This window comes from Zobellia galactanivorans (assembly GCF_000973105.1).
Lineage (GTDB): Bacteria > Bacteroidota > Bacteroidia > Flavobacteriales > Flavobacteriaceae > Zobellia > Zobellia galactanivorans.
Genome location: NC_015844.1, coordinates 4,235,870 through 4,251,923, shown reverse-complemented (window position 1 = coordinate 4,251,923; position 16,054 = coordinate 4,235,870). Strand labels below are relative to the sequence as shown.

The following is a 16,054-nucleotide window of genomic DNA, read 5'->3' as shown; positions in this document are numbered from 1 at the left end:
ATCACAGATCAGAACAAGGGAAATATGGCCTCAATGCCTAGCCTCCCATTGCTGCAATACAGTGAAAATTTCAGGGCTAGCAACAAATTTTGGTTTTATTCATTTGTTCGTTTTTCCAAGACAAATCTCAGGCGTTGTCACCCGACTCCTTCTAAAATAATTTGATACATTTGAGCTTCTTTTATGACCATCGTATTCCCTGCCTTGTATGAATTCAACTTATAAGAGTGTATTAACCATAGCCGGAAGCGATTCCGGAGGCTGTGCCGGTATTCAGGCCGACATTAAAAGTATCAGTGCCAATGGGGCTTTTGCGGCATCGGTCATAACCGCCACTACGGCCCAGAACACCCAGGGTGTTTTTGACATTCACCCCATACCCGTACCCCATATAAAAAAACAGTTGAAAGCCGTTCTTGGGGATATTGTCTTCGGTGCGGTCAAAATAGGAATGCTCCATTCTTCCGAAGTCATAGAAGCGGTACAAGAAACCCTTAAGGAATACCGTATAAGAAATATCGTCATAGATCCCGTAATGGTGGCCACGTCGGGTGACAGACTCTTGAACTCGGCAGCCCTGAACAGTCTAAAGTCATTTTTGGGCGATGCCCTCCTCATTACCCCTAACCTACCCGAGGCCGAACTCCTGATCGGCAAAAAAATAGATTCCGAAAAACTGGGTGAGGCCGCCAAGGAAATCGGGAATCGATTTCAAACCTCGGTATTATTGAAAGGGGGACACTTGGAAGTCTCAGATCAAATGACCGATACCTTATTTCTTTACGAAACCCAGAACACGGTTTTTATTTATAACAACTACATCGCCACAAAGAACACCCACGGAACTGGTTGCACCCTATCCTCGGCCATTGCGGCACAATTGAGCTTGGGTTTAACTCTAGAACCCGCCGTAAGAAAAGGGTGCTCCTACCTAAATGAAGCCATTGCCCATGGTAAGGACAGACGCCTTGGCAAGGGCCATGGACCCGTTCATCATTTTTTTTGACAATAAGTGTTATTTTTTATAAACACATATCTATAATTTTAAATATCCATTTCATTAAATATTTAAACAACGGCAGAAATAGATGAGTGCCTATCAAACCTAAACCGTATGTAAGTTATGGAGTGGTTAGGGGAGCCCGAAAAAAATCCCCCATAAAACCATAAAACATTTTAACGACGGTGCTTGTGCTTCCTATTTTGCCCTAATTCCTTCAATATAAACATATGTGGTAGTATATAAAATATCTGTTGCTCCGATATAAGTCCTAAATTTGGAATTTCCCCCCTAATTTAGAACACCACACCAATGAACAGAAAAAGAATTTCGATTTTCACGTCAATTCTATGGCTTTGCGTATCCTTTTGCGCTACGGCACAAGAATCATTACAGAAAGAATCATCGGTAAAATGGACCAATCCGTTTCCCCAAAACGAACTCGGCATCAGCTATACCATTACACCGAACGTCCTTCCCGACAATCAAGAGTTATTTGAAGTAAAGAAAAACAAAATCAAGGTCCTCTATGACTGGAAAGGTGATGAGGCCCCTTTCGGAATGATTACCTCTATACGTGAGTACAGTCATTTTAACCTAGAATTGGAATATAAATGGGGCAAACGCAAGTTCGCTCCCCGACAAGACGCCAAACGTGATGCCGGCATAGTTTTTCACGTACAAGGCGAAAAAGTCATCTGGCCCACCTGTTTGGAATGCCAGATTCAAGAAGGTGACACGGGCGACCTATGGGTCATAAAAGGCCCAAAGGTAAGGTGGTTCCAGAAAGACGGTTCTGAAAAACTACTCGATTCAAGCGGTAAAAAAACATACCTAGAAGGTGACAAATACGGTAATTACGAAGTAGACGGTTGGAACAAGGTCCGTGTAGAGGTCAGGGGCTCACAAAGTGCCCGATTCTTTGAAAACGGACATCTGGTCAACGAGCTAAAAGACTTTTTAGATGCGGAAGGCCATCCTTTGGAAAAGGGCAATATAGCCCTACAGGCCGAAGGCTCAGAAATCATCTACAGAAACATAAGAATACAAGAGCTGAATTGATTAGATATTCTTAATACCAATATGTTCTATGAAAAAATATGTTGCCATATTACTAATTGCCTTTACCCACCTAGGCTTGGCCCAGCAAAAATTCAAACCCGAATGGGAAAGTTTGAAACAACATAAGGCCGCTCCCGATTGGTTTGCCGATGCCAAATTGGGCGTTTACTTCCATTGGGGCGTTTATAGCGTACCTGCTTGGGGAAGTGAATGGTACCCGAGGTGGATGTACATTTACGACCGTGAAGGTTGGGGTGAGGACATTTACGATTATCACAAAACAACCTATGGTAAGGATTTTCAATATCATGACTTTATCCCCCAGTGGAAAGGCGAAAAATTCAATGCCGTCGAGTGGGTCGATATGTTCGAAGGTATGGGGGCCAGATTCATCGGCTCCATTGCCGAACACCACGATGGCTTTTCGTTGTGGGACAGCAAGGTGAACGAATGGAACTCAAAAGCCATGGGTCCCGGTATCGACGTGGTCAAAGCTATAGGGGAAGAAACCAAAAAACGCAAGCTAAAGTTCATGGCCACCTTTCACCACGGTTTCCACATGATGTTCTACCCTAAGAACGAAAACACCTTTTTACGGCCTGTAAGCCAATTCAATTGGGTATACGATTCGGTTGAAGTACCCCAAGCCCCCAAATACCGTAAACTTTATGGCAATTTAGGCTATGATGAGGCGAACGACCTTTGGTTGGAAAAACTAAACGAGGTCATAGAGGCCCACTGCCCCGATTATATTTGGATGGATTTTGGGCAACGTTTTATCAAGGAAGGCCACAGAAAACAATTCTTGGCCAACTATTTCAACAAGGCCGAGGCCTTGGGCAAAGAAGTCGTGGTCAATACCAAGGGCACTTTTTTTCCCACCGAACTGGCCGTGGTAAACGTCGAGCGGGCCACGATGGAGGATATTACCCCCGATGTTTGGATCACCGATTTTATATTAGGAAGTTCTTGGTGCTACAATCAGGCCAAACGTACCGCGATCAATCCGCATAAGGCCATTCGTATGTTGGCGGAAGTGGTCAGTAAAAATGGGGTAATGCTTTTATCGGCAGGTCCCATGGCCGATGGCACCATCCCCGAAGAACAGGTAAAGGCTATGGAAGGCATCGGTGCCTGGCTCAAGCTTTATGGGGAAGCCATTTATAACACCAAGCCCTTCGTAGCCTTTGGTGAAGGCCCCACCATCTTGAAACGCGACCCCAAAGACGCCTGGAACGCCTATGGGGCGATAAAAAAAGGTTTAGCCGACTTAAACTCCAATGATATCCGCTACACCCAAAAAGACAACACCGTCTATGCCATTCAACTCGGTTGGCCAGGTGAAAACAAAGAAAAGCTACTGACCGTTTTTGCCGATAAGGCCAAAGACAAAAAAATAAAATCGATTTCGGTCTTGGGCAGCAGGCAAAAAATAAAGTGGAAAAAAACAATGGAAGGCCTGTGGGTGACCTCCCCAAGAAAGAAGCCCGAACAGGCCGAAGCCGCACTAGTCTATAAAATAGTATTCAATCAATAACAACAGATTTCCTTATGAACACAAAATTTCTATACGCACTTGCTTTAGCGCTTATGACCGCTTTTTCAAGTTTGGCACAAGAAAAAAAACCTAACATTATTGTCGTATTGACCGATGACCAAGGTTGGGCCGATGTAGGTTTTAACGGGGCGACCGACATCCCCACCCCTAACCTCGACCGATTGGCTTCGGAAGGTATCGTTTTTGACAATGCCTATGTATCGCACCCCTATTGTAGTCCATCTAGAGCCGGACTCTTGACCGGACGCTACCAAGCCCGTTTTGGGCATGATTGTAATATGCCTTACGATTCCGAGAACGATGATACGGTAGGAACTCCCCTTTCCGAAAAAATGATTCCCGAAGCCCTAAAGGAACATGGGTACCGCACCAGCGCCATCGGTAAATGGCATTTGGGCGACCACCCCAGCCTTCACCCGATCCACCAAGGTTTTGACCACTGGTTCGGTTTTGCGGGAGGCGGCATGAATTACTGGGGAATACCTGACGGCCCGATAAAAACTATCGTTCGCAACGGAGAACCGGTTCCCCAAAATGAACTAAGGTACCTAACGGACGATTTTACCGATGAGGCCATAGATTTTATCACCAAAAAAGACGACAAACCTTTTTTCATGTACCTGGCCTATAATGCACCACATGCCCCAGACCAGGCCACCAAACAATATCTTGAGCAGACCAAACATATAGAGTATGGTGGCCGTAGCATCTATGCCGCTATGGTAAATGCCGTTGATGCCAACGTAGGTCGAATAGACTCTACCCTGGTTGCGAACGGCATGAAAGAAAATACCATTTTGGTCTTTTTGAGCGACAATGGCGGACGTGGCGAACATGCCGATAACAGACCCTATCGTGGGCATAAAGGGATGCTTTTCGAAGGCGGGATAAAAGTTCCTTTCTTTATCACTTGGCCAAAAAAACTAAAAGGTGGCCAGCACTATGAAAAGATGGTTAGCTCCCTTGACCTCTTCCCCACCTTTTTGGAAGCTGCCGGTGGCAAGGTGAAAAAAGAAAGCCAATTAGACGGCACCACCCTCCTACCCTACATTTTAGAGGGTAAGAGCGGGAGCCCACACGACAAACTGTTCTGGCGTTCCGTAGGAGGATTCGAGTACGCCGTTAGAATTGGTGATTATAAGCTTTACAAGAGCGCATACAAAGGCAAAACCTTGCTTTTCAATTTAAAAAACGACCCGTGGGAACGCACCGATGTTGCCGATAAGCATCCAGAGATAATTGCCCAATTGGAACAAGCCTACACCGCTTGGGATGCCAAAAACCTGGTGCCAGGTTGGATCGACCCCCATCGTGAAAACGTTATCAAGGAGGAAAAAGCCTTTCAAACCCTCAGAAAAAAAGCCATGGGCCCCACAGGAAAATAAGAACGGAAAAAGCACTTTTAAGTATTTGAAAAAATGACACGGAATTTACAAGTAAGATCCCTTAGAAATTTACTCCTAGTATGTTTGGTCTATACGGCCTCTACATTATCGGGATGGGCGCAAGAACGGCCCAATTTTATATTCATCCTAACCGATGATCAACAATACGGACTCATGGGGTGTACGGGCAATACCATTGTTCAGACCCCCAACCTAGACCAATTGGCCAAAGAGGGCGTTCTATTCACCAATGCCCATATAACCAGCGCCATATGCACCCCAAGCAGGGCCAGTATACTCACCAGTCAATTTGAACGAAAGCACGGTATAAACTTTAATTCCGGCACCAGTATGTCTGAAGAAGGCTGGGCCAACACCTATCCTATGGTGATGCGAGAAAACGGTTACTATACGGGCTGGATCGGAAAAAACCATGTACCCGTAGGTAAAGGCGGCTACGCGAGTGGCCTTATGGAAAAGAGTTTTGATTACTGGTATGCAGGACACGGCCACCTTGGTTTCTACCCTAAAGATCGCCATGAAATTTTCAAAGATGCCAAATACGACACCCAAGTAGAAGTGATCGACGAAGGCGTACAAGATTTTTTATCGAACGAACAAAAGTTGGGTGGGGCCTTGAAGTTTATTGACCAGAGACCATCGGACAAACCCTTTATGCTTTCCGTTTGTTTTAACCTACCCCATGGTGCGGGCACAGGTTCTATGCAAATGCGCGATTCAGACGATGAAATTTACAAGTCGCTCTACCGCGACCAAAACATTCCCCTACCGGAAAATTACGTGGCCCGAAAAGATATCACAACGCCCAAGCTTCCCGCGGAACTCCTTCATGCCGAAGACCGGCAAACGGGATATGACTATGTAGATACCCCCGAAGGTTTTAAGGAACGCTATATAAGGCAAATGGAAGCCCTCACCGGCATCGACCGCCTTCTCGGTCAACTGAGAAAAACCCTGAAGGACCAAAAGTTAGATAAGAATACCGTTATTGTATTTACTTCCGATCACGGACTATTTATGGGCCAGTTCGGTTTAGGGGGAAAAGCTTTGTGTTATGAAGAGACCACGCATGTTCCTATGATCATCTTCGATCCCCTAACAAAGAAATCAAAGCGCGGGAAAACATCGGATGCCCTCGTGCAAAGTATCGATATTGCCCCAACCATGATGTCCATGGCAGGTATACCCATTCCCGATTCTTACCAAGGAAAAGACCTGACCCCACTTTTGGCCGGAAACCAAGAAAGTGTACGCCCTTATCTATACACCGAAAACTTATGGTCGACCCAATTTGGAAACCCAAGGTGCGAATCGGTTCAAGATCAAGAATGGAAGTATATCCGTTACTACAAAAACGAGAACTTTTCGGCTTTAAAGAAAATAGCAACGGCCAAAGCGATGGGCATCAACATGAGTTCCATGCTTTATAAGGTACATGATCCCGATATTGCCGTATACCGTGATTATGCCGAAGGGCCTTTACAAGGAGAACCTGCGGTTTACGAAGAGCTTTTCAACCTAAAAAAAGACCCCAAGGAAACCACCAACCTAGCCAATGACGCTTCTTTATCCGATAAGCTGAACACCATGCGAAAGGTCTGGAAGAAAGAGATAACCAAGGCCCGAGGCACCGGTTTCCCCAAGGTGGTCAGATACACCGCCGATAGCGAAGCCGAGAGAAATGTACTCATAGAACCCAAATAAAAGGTAATTTTATACGTAAAATACTTTTTAACCTAAGCCCCCCGATTGAAACGAAGAGACTATGAAAAGTTACATGTATGCCGTTTTGATATGCCTTTGCTCCATAGCTCGGTTGAATTCCCAACATGCCGGCGTCAAAAGTGAAAAATGGGGTGTGGCCCAAGGTAAAGAAGTACTATTGTACACCCTGACAAACGAAAACGGTATGGTGGTCAAAATCACCGATTTTGGTGGGACCATAACCGCTATACACGTTGCGGATAAAGAAGGGGTTTTTGAAGATGTGGTGCTCGGTTTCGATAATTTAGAACAGTACAAGGCCGAGCACCCTTGTTTTGGGGCCACGATTGGACGCGTAGCGAACCGCATACGAAACGCCAGATTTGAAATTGACGGAACCCCCTACCAGCTAGCGCAAAACAGTAATGGCCATTGCCTGCACGGCGGCAACGAATTTGACCGTGTGGTATGGCAGTCGAAAATCGTAGCGAACAAACTAGGGCCCTCCGTTCAGTTACACCACCTATCAAAAGAGGGCACCATGGGCTTTCCTGGTAATTTAGATAGTTACGTTACCTATACCCTGACCGACGACGATTCCATTCACGTTCATTATGAAGCCACTACCGATAAGGCTACCCACGTCAACATGACGCAGCACAGCTATTTTAATCTGAATGGTGGAAAGGATAAAATTTACGACCACATCATCAAAATCGATGCGGACAACTATACCGAAATTGATGAAGAAATTATTCCTACCGGGAAATTGGCGACGGTAAAAGGTACCGATTGGGACCTAACTTCCCCTACCCCAATAGGAAAGAACATCCACAAATTGAATTTCAACGGCTACCATTACAATTATGTTTTCAACAAGCCCAATGGAGAACTCAAGGAGGTAATACAAGTTGTAGAGCCCAAATCGGGCAGAACACTAAGCGTTTTCACGACCCAACCCGGGGTACAATTCTATTCGGGCAATACCATAGGCGATACCTTTACGGGAAAGAACGACATCCGATATTCCGATCATATGGCGTTTTGCCTAGAGACCCAACATTTTCCCGACACGCCCAATCATCCTAATTTTCCTTCCACACTATTGCTTCCGGGAGAAAAATACGACGAAACCACCATCTTCCGTTTTGGGGTGGAAGAGTAATTCCCCCCTATTGATCTACAGGAAGCAAGGTATACGACCTTACCCAATCATAATAGGTGGTATTCTTTGTATCGTCGGCTAATTCTTCGGGGGTCGGCGGTGTTTCCCAATTGTAGGTTTCCGTGACCATGTGCATATACATGGGCTTATTGAAGGGAGTGTCCCTAAAATGGGTGCTGGGGTTCATGGTGAATTGGTATTCGCCATCCAAGTAGATCTTAATGGTATTGGCATCTACCCACCAGCAGCCATAAACGTGATAGGCCTCATCGGCCGGAGGATCGATCTTAGCTTCGGTTCCCCCTGCCGATTTTACGGTTTTCTCCCCATCACAATCCGTATAAAAAATATGGGTATTTGACTTCAGGTTGGTTCTAAAGTCCCACCCCGTCTTTTGCTGGCCCACCACCTCAACTATATCCAATTCCTGTACTTCGAAGGGGCATTCTTTGGTGTCGGGTTTATTTTTCATCCAGAACGTAGAGGACATACTGATGCTTGATGCCTTCATTCTCGCTTCGTAATAACCGTATAGGGCATCTTTCGCCACGGAGGCGACTGCCCCTCCGGCTATATTGTATTTTTTATCGCCATCTAAAACCGAATTTTTGATTTGAAGCTTACCTTCCTTTACCGAAACCGAACCGGCCCTAAACGTTGCGGGGGGCCTGCCGTTTACCCAATAGGGCGAACGAGCATACCACTTTGTAGTATCGAGCACTTCCCCATCAAATTCATCACTAAAACTTTCGTTCTTTACCCATCGAAAACCTTCCGGCGGCGGCGGCGTCTGCCCATAAGCGGCAACTACGACCAATAATAGGGTCAAAAGCATTGTATTTCCCATCGTATCTTTTTTAAACCGTTACAATTAAAAACCGCTCCAATTTACCAAGTGGGAGCGGTTTTTCCTAAATAATCAAAACACTACAAACAAACAAATTTTCACTTAAGGTCTATTATCATCTACTTGAATGATATACTCATCATAATACACATCGCTTATGCCTGCCGGTACAGGCTGAATACGAACAGTTCCGTTGGTTGTGGAAGCTGCGGTAAAGGTAAACTCGACCAACTGCCACTTGCCCAACTCATCTTCGGGATCGTTCCAATTATCGTTGATCTGCTGGTTTCCGAAAAAATGCTTGGCAAAGGTGGTAGACGTGGTGCTGCCCAAGTAGCGCTTGAACTTCACCCGGTACACCACCCCGGCCTCAAAAGGATAGGTGCCACTCGTTATGGTGTTGGGCTTATTCCCGTCAGGGGCCGATAGATGCATTACATTGCCCGAAGGAGCTACTGCTGAAGGAAAATCAGGTGTTGGCGGGGCTGTAATACTTGCCGCTCCCGTACCGTTCGAACCTGTGTTCAACCAATCGGTTCCGATGGCATTCTCGAACATACCTACATCCCCTAGAATATTATCTTCGTCGGGCGTGACGATGTCGGGACCAAAATCGGACAGCTCGCCCGCGCCGATGGAGCGAATATCGCCCGGGGCCATATATGAAATGGCTATTTCATCATCCCTGTACAACTCTTCGTTCAAGTATAGTTTTAAGATAGAAGGGTCGGTCGCATCGAGCTCAACAGAACTAACTCCGGAGGCCACTCCATTTACGGTCGCCGAAAAGCCCATGGTAGGATCTGCAGAAGCGGTAATAGAAACCGGATCCAACTCTTGGTCGAACTGTAATAAAATGGCATCGTCAGCAGTTTTCTTTTGTGCCGTTCCGACCCGAAGAACCGGTACGGGCACGTACACCTCGACCGCTACATCGGTAAAAGCCTCGAGCAAACGCTCATCTATTGATTTTAAGGTAGCATTTCCGCCGTCATACGAAACCGTAACCGGATTCACCGCATCGCCCCCTTCTAAGGGAGTGGCCAGTGTAAGCCACAACTGCGCGGCATTGGTCGGGTTTTGGGCTACCGTGGCCACAGGTCTTTTAACCCCGTTGACCTTTACCGAAAAGTGCGTAGAAACATCTTCGGTCAATGGGGCCAACTTTGAGCTCACGGGCACCACAATGGTATTATCGGCAAGTTCCATTACATCTCCCGACAGCTCCAAAGCCTCATCCAACGCGGTTACGTTAAAGATTACGGGTATTTCATAAATCTCCTCATCTGCCTGCACCGTTTCGGTTCGCTCCCGTTTTGAGATCAGGCGACCTTTAAACTGTCCGATACGCTTGTTGAAGGTAAGGGTATCGATCGTTTTTTCTTCGTTGACGTTGATGATATTTTCTTCGTCTTCCTTGTTTTCGGCAATGGTATGGATCGTCCATACCGTAGTGTTAGGGCGAGACGTATTATTGTTACGGCTCAGGTCTTCGAAGATCAATTGATCGCCAAATTTCAGGTCGATAACATCCTGATTTTTAAAATCGATTTTATTGCCGGCCATATTCCTGATTTCCATATCGGCCACAATAGTATCGTACACATCAATGATCAGTGTATAGTCCAATACCCATACCGAACCTTTTTTCACAGTTTTCAAGGTGTCGATTATAGTTGAATTGGTTTCCGCATCCCATCCGGTAGGCAAAGCGAATTCGGTATACTCCTCATATTCGTTGTGCAACTTTATCGGTGTAAGCGAATCGCCCTTGGAAAACAGTACGTGTACCGTGCCCTCTTCCGAAACCTTACCGGCATCTTCAATGATATACTTCTCAAAATTATCGGCATTTGTAGGCAAGGGACCTTTTAGGAAAAACGTGCCTTCCGGAATGGTCCACTCATGTTTGATCGTACCGTTGGACAGATCCATAAAGGACCCATAATTATTGATATCGATATCTTTATTTACCGCTGTACCCCAAGTGGTGGTAAATGCGGCATCGACAAAACTATTCGGGGCCACATACTCATCATCGTCTTCGCAACCGATGATGATCAGCAGCAAAAACAAAAACCTAATACTATATTTTATATCTCTCATCTTCTTTTGTTTAGCTTTGATTATTGAACAAACTCGTCCCAATTCAGGTTGGAATCAATCTCACTCTGTGGCATGGGCAGGTACGAATGGATACTTTCATTGAACTTTTGTGCCCCTACCGTTACATCTTGGATCTCGGCAGGCTGATTGAACACCTTCAACCCGGTAAAGGTCGTTGGCTCTTCGCCCGAAACCGTAAGGAAGCATTTGTATCGGGTACCGTGTTTGCCATTCAAATTTTTCTCAAAATTCCAGTAGTCATATGAAATGGAAGCCATGTGTACCAATTGCTCCTTGAACTTGCCCCAACGTCTTAAATCTACCGAACGATCATCTTCCAAGCCCATTTCCAAGGGTCTTTCGGTGAAGCGAAGGTGTTCCATCAAATTATCAAGGGTAACGGGCTGTTCACCGTTAGAAGAATCAAAATCGATATCATCCATATATGTCGTTTCCAAATTATTGAACTCGGCACCGGCCTCGGTAGACTTGCCCAATAAAATAAGATGGGAACGCTTCCTTACCCGATTGATGTACCGTAAGGCTTCGGAAAGATTGCCCAATTCGATCATACATTCGGAATACATCAAGTATACATCGGCCAAACGGATTACGGGAATATTGATACCGGAACGGTTGTTCATCAACGTAGAGCGATCTTCACCGGCACCGCCCCCTATCGTATTCCAGTGCAAGAACTTTTTAAACATGTTGGCACGGTTTCTTGCAAAGGGCGCAACGCCCGTTGCATTGCCATACTCCCCGCAGACTACGCCGTACATGGGAGCGTCGGGATCATCGACTTGGCCCATACAATCGCCCATTCGCTTACTGTACAACCTCATACGATCTTCGGTTCCGATGATTTCGCCATTCTCGTTGTATACATTCGCCCCTACATTGATATTGGCAGGATCGGCAGGGTCGGGCTTTTCGGCCCGGTACTTCATGACCAACCAAGAACTCGGCTGAATATTCGCATTGAAGACCATGTGGGTAATGTTCTGGGCCAAGGACTCTTCCCCATTGGTTTCAAGATTGACATTGGTGGTATAATTGATTTCAAAAATAGATTCGGAATTGAACTCGGCTATACCCGTCACGTTGGTGGCTATATCTTCTACCAAGGCATAGTTATAGTTCTCTATTACATTTCTAAAGTGTATTTCTGCATTTTGAAAATCGTTTTCGGCCAAGTAGCTCTTGCCCAATAGGGCTTCACACGCCCCGGCGGTAATCCGCCCTAGGTTATTGCTTCCGAGGGACTCCCATTCCGCATAGGTTTTGGGCAGGTTATCGACTCCAAATTGCAAATCCTCTCGATAAAATGCCTGAACGGCATCGGAAGAGGACAGGGCCTTTTGAAATTCCTCAAAGTCTTTGGGAACCGAGCTTACCAAGGGCACATTGCCATTATTAAAACTTACGTTCAATACGTGGTAGAAGTAGCCTCTCAAGGCACGGGCCTGGGCATATACCCTTAAACCTTCTTCCCGAGCTGCATCGCTATTATAATCGACCGCCAAGCGCTCGTAGTTCTCGATGACCTGATTGGCCCTAAAAATGCCCAAATAGAGGGCGTTCCATTTATTTTCCACATATTTGGTGTTGGCCGTAAAATCTTGAAAATACATTTCATCCGGCCGGGTTGCCTGTCGGTATCCACTAGGAACGGCAATATCGGTACGTACGGCCTCATCCCTAATCCCCAGCACATTACTATTTTTCAATGCACTATAGGTTGAATTCAACCCTTGGTTCAGCTGTGAATTATTTTTCCAAAAACTTTGGGTGGTCAGCGAGTTGGGGTTCGTTTGATCTAAAAAGTCATCGCTACATGCCTGTGACACCCCTATCAAAAGGCATAACGTCATAGCTCTCTTTAAGAGACCTTTTGTCTTTCTCAAATCTGTTTTATATGTTTTTTTCATCTTTCGTTGTGTTAGAATTGTAATTGTAGCCCCACTTTATACTGTGACGTTACCGGATAGGTACCCTGATCTATTCCCCTACTACTAAAACCATTGTTACCTACCTCTGGATCAAAACCGGAATAGTTGGTAATGGTTAGCGCATTCTGGGCTTGAACGTAAATCCTAAATTTGGCAAGCCTCATCTTGTCTATTATTTTTCTAGGGAAGGAATAACCCAGACTAACGTTTCGAAGTCGAATAAATGAACCGTCTTCTAAAAAGTAATCCGAAGCATCCCGATATGAATTGGTATTGGGCGACCCATCGTAGTAAGGTATATCGGAAGATGTATTGACCGTGGTCCACGAATAATAGATATCGGCATGGGTCCCTGATTGGTAGGCATATGCCTTACTTCCGTTCATCACTTCCGCACCCTGCGAACCGTACCAGTTCATTGAAAAGTCCACTCCTTTGTAATTGGCACCGATATTCAGTCCCATATTAAAATCTTCCGATCCACTACCCTTGTACACCTTATCATCTTGATCGATCTTGCCATCACCGGCATCGGGTATACCATCTCCATCGGTATCGACCGTAAGTTGGTCTACATAGCGCAGTTGCCCTAGGGAAGCAGCCGGATCGATTTCACGATAGGCTTCCAGCTCTTCTTCGGTTTTGATGACACCATCGGTCTCACGTAAGAAAAATGCGGCAGCTTCGTAACCTTCCCTAATCACACTGACCAATTCTTTGGGACCACGTTGCGATATATAGCTGTTATCTAGAAATATCACCGGATTGTTCGGACTGGTTTTGGTTACCAAGTTGACGTTCTTGGCATAGGTAACCCCCACATTCCAACTAAATCCCTTCTTACCGTGATGATTGTATTTCAAAGCCATCTCATGACCCGTATTACGCATATCGCCAATATTAAGAATGCTATTTCGATTACCTCCGAACACCCCTGTTGACGGTGGGTTTACGACCCCGAACAACAAATCTTTCTTCTCACTTACATACACATCATTGGAAAAGGTCAATTTATTATTGAAAAACGCCAGATCAACCCCGAGGTTTCGCTCTACCGAGGTTTCCCATTTTACGTTTTCGTTCGCGTATCTTTCTTGGGTAGTACCCAATGCCGGGGTTTCGGTGGTTGAGTTCAAGCTGGGATCTACATCGGCACTTCCGAATACATAATCCTGTCCTAAATCAACAACGGCCTGATTGCTATAGGAAGCAAACCTATCATTCCCCGTAGTACCGTATCCGACCCGGATCTTAAACGAGTTTACCGTTTCCTTTACCGGTTCCCAAAAAGGCTCGTCGGAAACGTTCCACCCTATGGAAGCACTTGGAAACCATCCCCATCGGTTTTGAGGGCTAAACTGAGACGAACCGTCCCTTCTTAGGCTCCCGCTAAAAATGTATTTTCCATCATAGTTATACTGTACCCTACCGAGATAACCGATCAGTGTTCGCTTATAATCCCTTCCATCGGAAGTAATCAAGTCTCCGGTAGTATAGCCATCAAAAACCGTAACGGCCGCATCGGCATTGTCTCTTTTTTCGGCCCTGAAATATTCGTTTTCGGTCTGCTCTAGGGAATTCACCAAAAGCAGGGTCACATCGTGCTTACCTATTTTTTTGTGATAGTTCAACATGCCTTCGAAAGTCAATTTATTGTTATCGGTCACCGAGGTTTGCATCAAAGAGATATCCCAAGGGTTGGGCGGGATCAAATCGCCCGCAGTGTTGTACACATCAAGACGGGGTATAATACGAACCCCTTTGGTATGTGAGAAATTGGCACCTCCCCTGGCCGTGAACTTCAAGGCTTTGGAAAGCTTGTAATCGATCTGTACATTGGCTCCGTTACTGGTACCGTCCCTAACCTCTTTCGTATTAAGGTTTCTGGCTACGCCCCCAAGGTTTTTGATAGGTCCTATGCCCCCGGGTTCGTCAATATCGTCTTCGGTTACATCGGTCAATTCCGTTTGCCCCAGTTCTATATCGGGCTGAAAGGGTTTGTACTCTAAAATTTTATTGAAAACCCCATAGTTCGGCACGGTCTTCTCGTCACGCTTAAAGGTAAGACCGGTCATGATTTTCCATTTGCCCTTGGTAAACTGGGTGTTAGAACGAATATTGAACCTACTATAATCCGAATTGATCATTATACCTGCCTGATCATAGAAACTGGCGTTGAAATTATAGGTCAGGCCGTCTTTCCCTCCCGAAACATTGATTGAGTGGTTTTGGATTGGCGCCAAATCGTTCAAGATCAAATCTTCCAACTGGGTATCATTGGTGAACCAAGATCTATTCCTATGTATTTCGGCATTTACGCCCCCTTGCGACTTACCGGTCGACAGCGCCCCACGGAGCATTTCCATATAGGTCATCTGGGAAGATGTCATCAAAGGTGTGCCCGAAGTAATATCCTGTACCCCATATTCGGAGTTTACCCGAATATCCATCTTACCGACCTTACCCTGTTTTGTGGTTATCAAAATAACACCCCCGGCACCACGCGTTCCGTAGATAGATGCCGAAGCGGCATCCTTTAGTACATCTATAGATTCTATTTCACTAATGCTTAACTGGGGGTCGCTATTGTACGGTATACCATCAACGACATATAACGGTCCGTTTTGCCCATCTAGCAAAGAGCTAAACCCACGAATTAGAATATTGGCCTCTTCCCCAGGTTGCCCCGAACTGGCCGTAATGTTAACACCTGCAATCTGCCCTTGCAATGCGGTACCGATATCGGCCGTTGTAGTCTTGGCCAAATCTTCGGACTTGACCTGTACCACCGCCCCGGTAAGTTCTTTTTTACGTTGGGTACCATACCCTACTACGATAACCTCGTCGAGTTGGGCCGCGTCTTCCTCCAACGTAATATTTATGCTCGACTTGCCCTTAATGGCTACTTCCTTGGTTGCAAAACCAATATAGCTGAATATCAATACATCGGTCGCTTTGGCCTTAATGGTGTACAAACCATCAAAATCGGTAACGGTTCCCGTCTGTGTCCCTTTTACCACCACACTTACACCCGGTAATGGCGCTCCATCTGCAGACACCATACCGGAAACGGATTGTGATTGCGCATTCGCAAAACCAAAGCATAGACACACTATAAGTGTGATAAGCCTTAGCTTGGAATTCCTAATTAATAATAGCTCGTTTTTCATACATTCTCCTTGTTAAAATTTAGTTAAACAAATGTGTCTTTTTTATTTCGTTCCCCTAATGACATATGATCTGATCCTTAGGTC

General features: G+C 45.6%; 10 protein-coding genes. 6 read left to right on the top strand and 4 right to left on the bottom strand.

Annotated elements, in window-relative coordinates:
- Positions 1-208 precede the first annotated feature (208 nt).
- The 6 genes from thiD to ZOBGAL_RS17105 all read left to right on the top strand — a co-directional run bounded on the left by thiD (position 209) and on the right by ZOBGAL_RS17105 (position 7,895).
- Complete coding sequence (gene thiD, locus ZOBGAL_RS17130) at positions 209-1,006, top strand: bifunctional hydroxymethylpyrimidine kinase/phosphomethylpyrimidine kinase (RefSeq protein ID WP_013994974.1); 798 nt, start codon at positions 209-211, stop codon at positions 1,004-1,006.
- 306 nt (positions 1,007-1,312) lie between these two features.
- A complete protein-coding gene (locus ZOBGAL_RS17125; RefSeq protein WP_013994973.1) occupies positions 1,313-2,062 on the top strand; it encodes a 3-keto-disaccharide hydrolase in 750 nt (249 codons plus the stop codon).
- Positions 2,063-2,090: 28 nt separating this feature from the next.
- A complete protein-coding gene (locus ZOBGAL_RS17120; protein ID WP_013994972.1) occupies positions 2,091-3,599 on the top strand; it encodes an alpha-L-fucosidase in 1,509 nt (502 codons plus the stop codon).
- A gap of 14 nt (positions 3,600-3,613) precedes the next feature.
- Positions 3,614-5,005: a sulfatase gene (locus ZOBGAL_RS17115; protein WP_013994971.1), complete on the top strand. Its 1,392-nt coding sequence runs from the start codon at positions 3,614-3,616 to the stop codon at positions 5,003-5,005.
- Positions 5,006-5,038: 33 nt separating this feature from the next.
- Positions 5,039-6,730, top strand: coding sequence for a sulfatase family protein (locus tag ZOBGAL_RS17110; RefSeq protein WP_013994970.1), 1,692 nt, complete (start codon positions 5,039-5,041; stop codon positions 6,728-6,730).
- A 61-nt stretch (positions 6,731-6,791) separates the two neighbouring features.
- Positions 6,792-7,895 carry an aldose epimerase family protein gene (locus ZOBGAL_RS17105; protein ID WP_013994969.1) on the top strand — a complete coding sequence of 368 codons (1,104 nt, stop codon included), beginning with the start codon at positions 6,792-6,794 and terminating at the stop codon, positions 7,893-7,895.
- A gap of 7 nt (positions 7,896-7,902) precedes the next feature.
- Here ZOBGAL_RS17105 and ZOBGAL_RS17100 read toward each other — a convergent pair whose 3' ends face one another.
- The 4 genes from ZOBGAL_RS17100 to ZOBGAL_RS17085 all read right to left on the bottom strand — a co-directional run bounded on the left by ZOBGAL_RS17100 (position 7,903) and on the right by ZOBGAL_RS17085 (position 15,970).
- The gene (locus ZOBGAL_RS17100) at positions 7,903-8,742 is read right to left on the bottom strand and encodes a family 16 glycosylhydrolase (protein WP_013994968.1); all 840 of its coding nucleotides are present in this window, start codon (positions 8,740-8,742) and stop codon (positions 7,903-7,905) included.
- Between the two features lie 102 nt (positions 8,743-8,844).
- Positions 8,845-10,848, bottom strand: a complete 2,004-nt coding sequence (locus ZOBGAL_RS17095) for a SwmB domain-containing protein (RefSeq protein WP_013994967.1) — start codon at positions 10,846-10,848, stop codon at positions 8,845-8,847.
- 20 nt (positions 10,849-10,868) lie between these two features.
- A complete protein-coding gene (locus ZOBGAL_RS17090) occupies positions 10,869-12,779 on the bottom strand; it encodes a RagB/SusD family nutrient uptake outer membrane protein (protein WP_013994966.1) in 1,911 nt (636 codons plus the stop codon).
- 11 nt (positions 12,780-12,790) lie between these two features.
- Positions 12,791-15,970, bottom strand: a complete 3,180-nt coding sequence (locus ZOBGAL_RS17085) for a SusC/RagA family TonB-linked outer membrane protein (RefSeq protein WP_013994965.1) — start codon at positions 15,968-15,970, stop codon at positions 12,791-12,793.
- Positions 15,971-16,054: the final 84 nt, after the last annotated feature.

Excerpts from the sequence above, each read along its gene's own strand:
- thiD (WP_013994974.1), top strand. The coding sequence starts at position 209 with ATGAATTCAACTTATAAGAGTGTATTAACCATAGCCGGAAGCGATTCC.
- ZOBGAL_RS17125 (WP_013994973.1), top strand. The coding sequence starts at position 1,313 with ATGAACAGAAAAAGAATTTCGATTTTCACGTCAATTCTATGGCTTTGC.
- ZOBGAL_RS17120 (WP_013994972.1), top strand. The coding sequence starts at position 2,091 with ATGAAAAAATATGTTGCCATATTACTAATTGCCTTTACCCACCTAGGC.
- ZOBGAL_RS17115 (WP_013994971.1), top strand. The coding sequence starts at position 3,614 with ATGAACACAAAATTTCTATACGCACTTGCTTTAGCGCTTATGACCGCT.
- ZOBGAL_RS17110 (WP_013994970.1), top strand. The coding sequence starts at position 5,039 with ATGACACGGAATTTACAAGTAAGATCCCTTAGAAATTTACTCCTAGTA.
- ZOBGAL_RS17105 (WP_013994969.1), top strand. The coding sequence starts at position 6,792 with ATGAAAAGTTACATGTATGCCGTTTTGATATGCCTTTGCTCCATAGCT.
- ZOBGAL_RS17100 (WP_013994968.1), bottom strand. The coding sequence starts at position 8,742 with ATGGGAAATACAATGCTTTTGACCCTATTATTGGTCGTAGTTGCCGCT.
- ZOBGAL_RS17095 (WP_013994967.1), bottom strand. The coding sequence starts at position 10,848 with ATGAGAGATATAAAATATAGTATTAGGTTTTTGTTTTTGCTGCTGATC.
- ZOBGAL_RS17090 (WP_013994966.1), bottom strand. The coding sequence starts at position 12,779 with ATGAAAAAAACATATAAAACAGATTTGAGAAAGACAAAAGGTCTCTTA.
- ZOBGAL_RS17085 (WP_013994965.1), bottom strand. The coding sequence starts at position 15,970 with ATGAAAAACGAGCTATTATTAATTAGGAATTCCAAGCTAAGGCTTATC.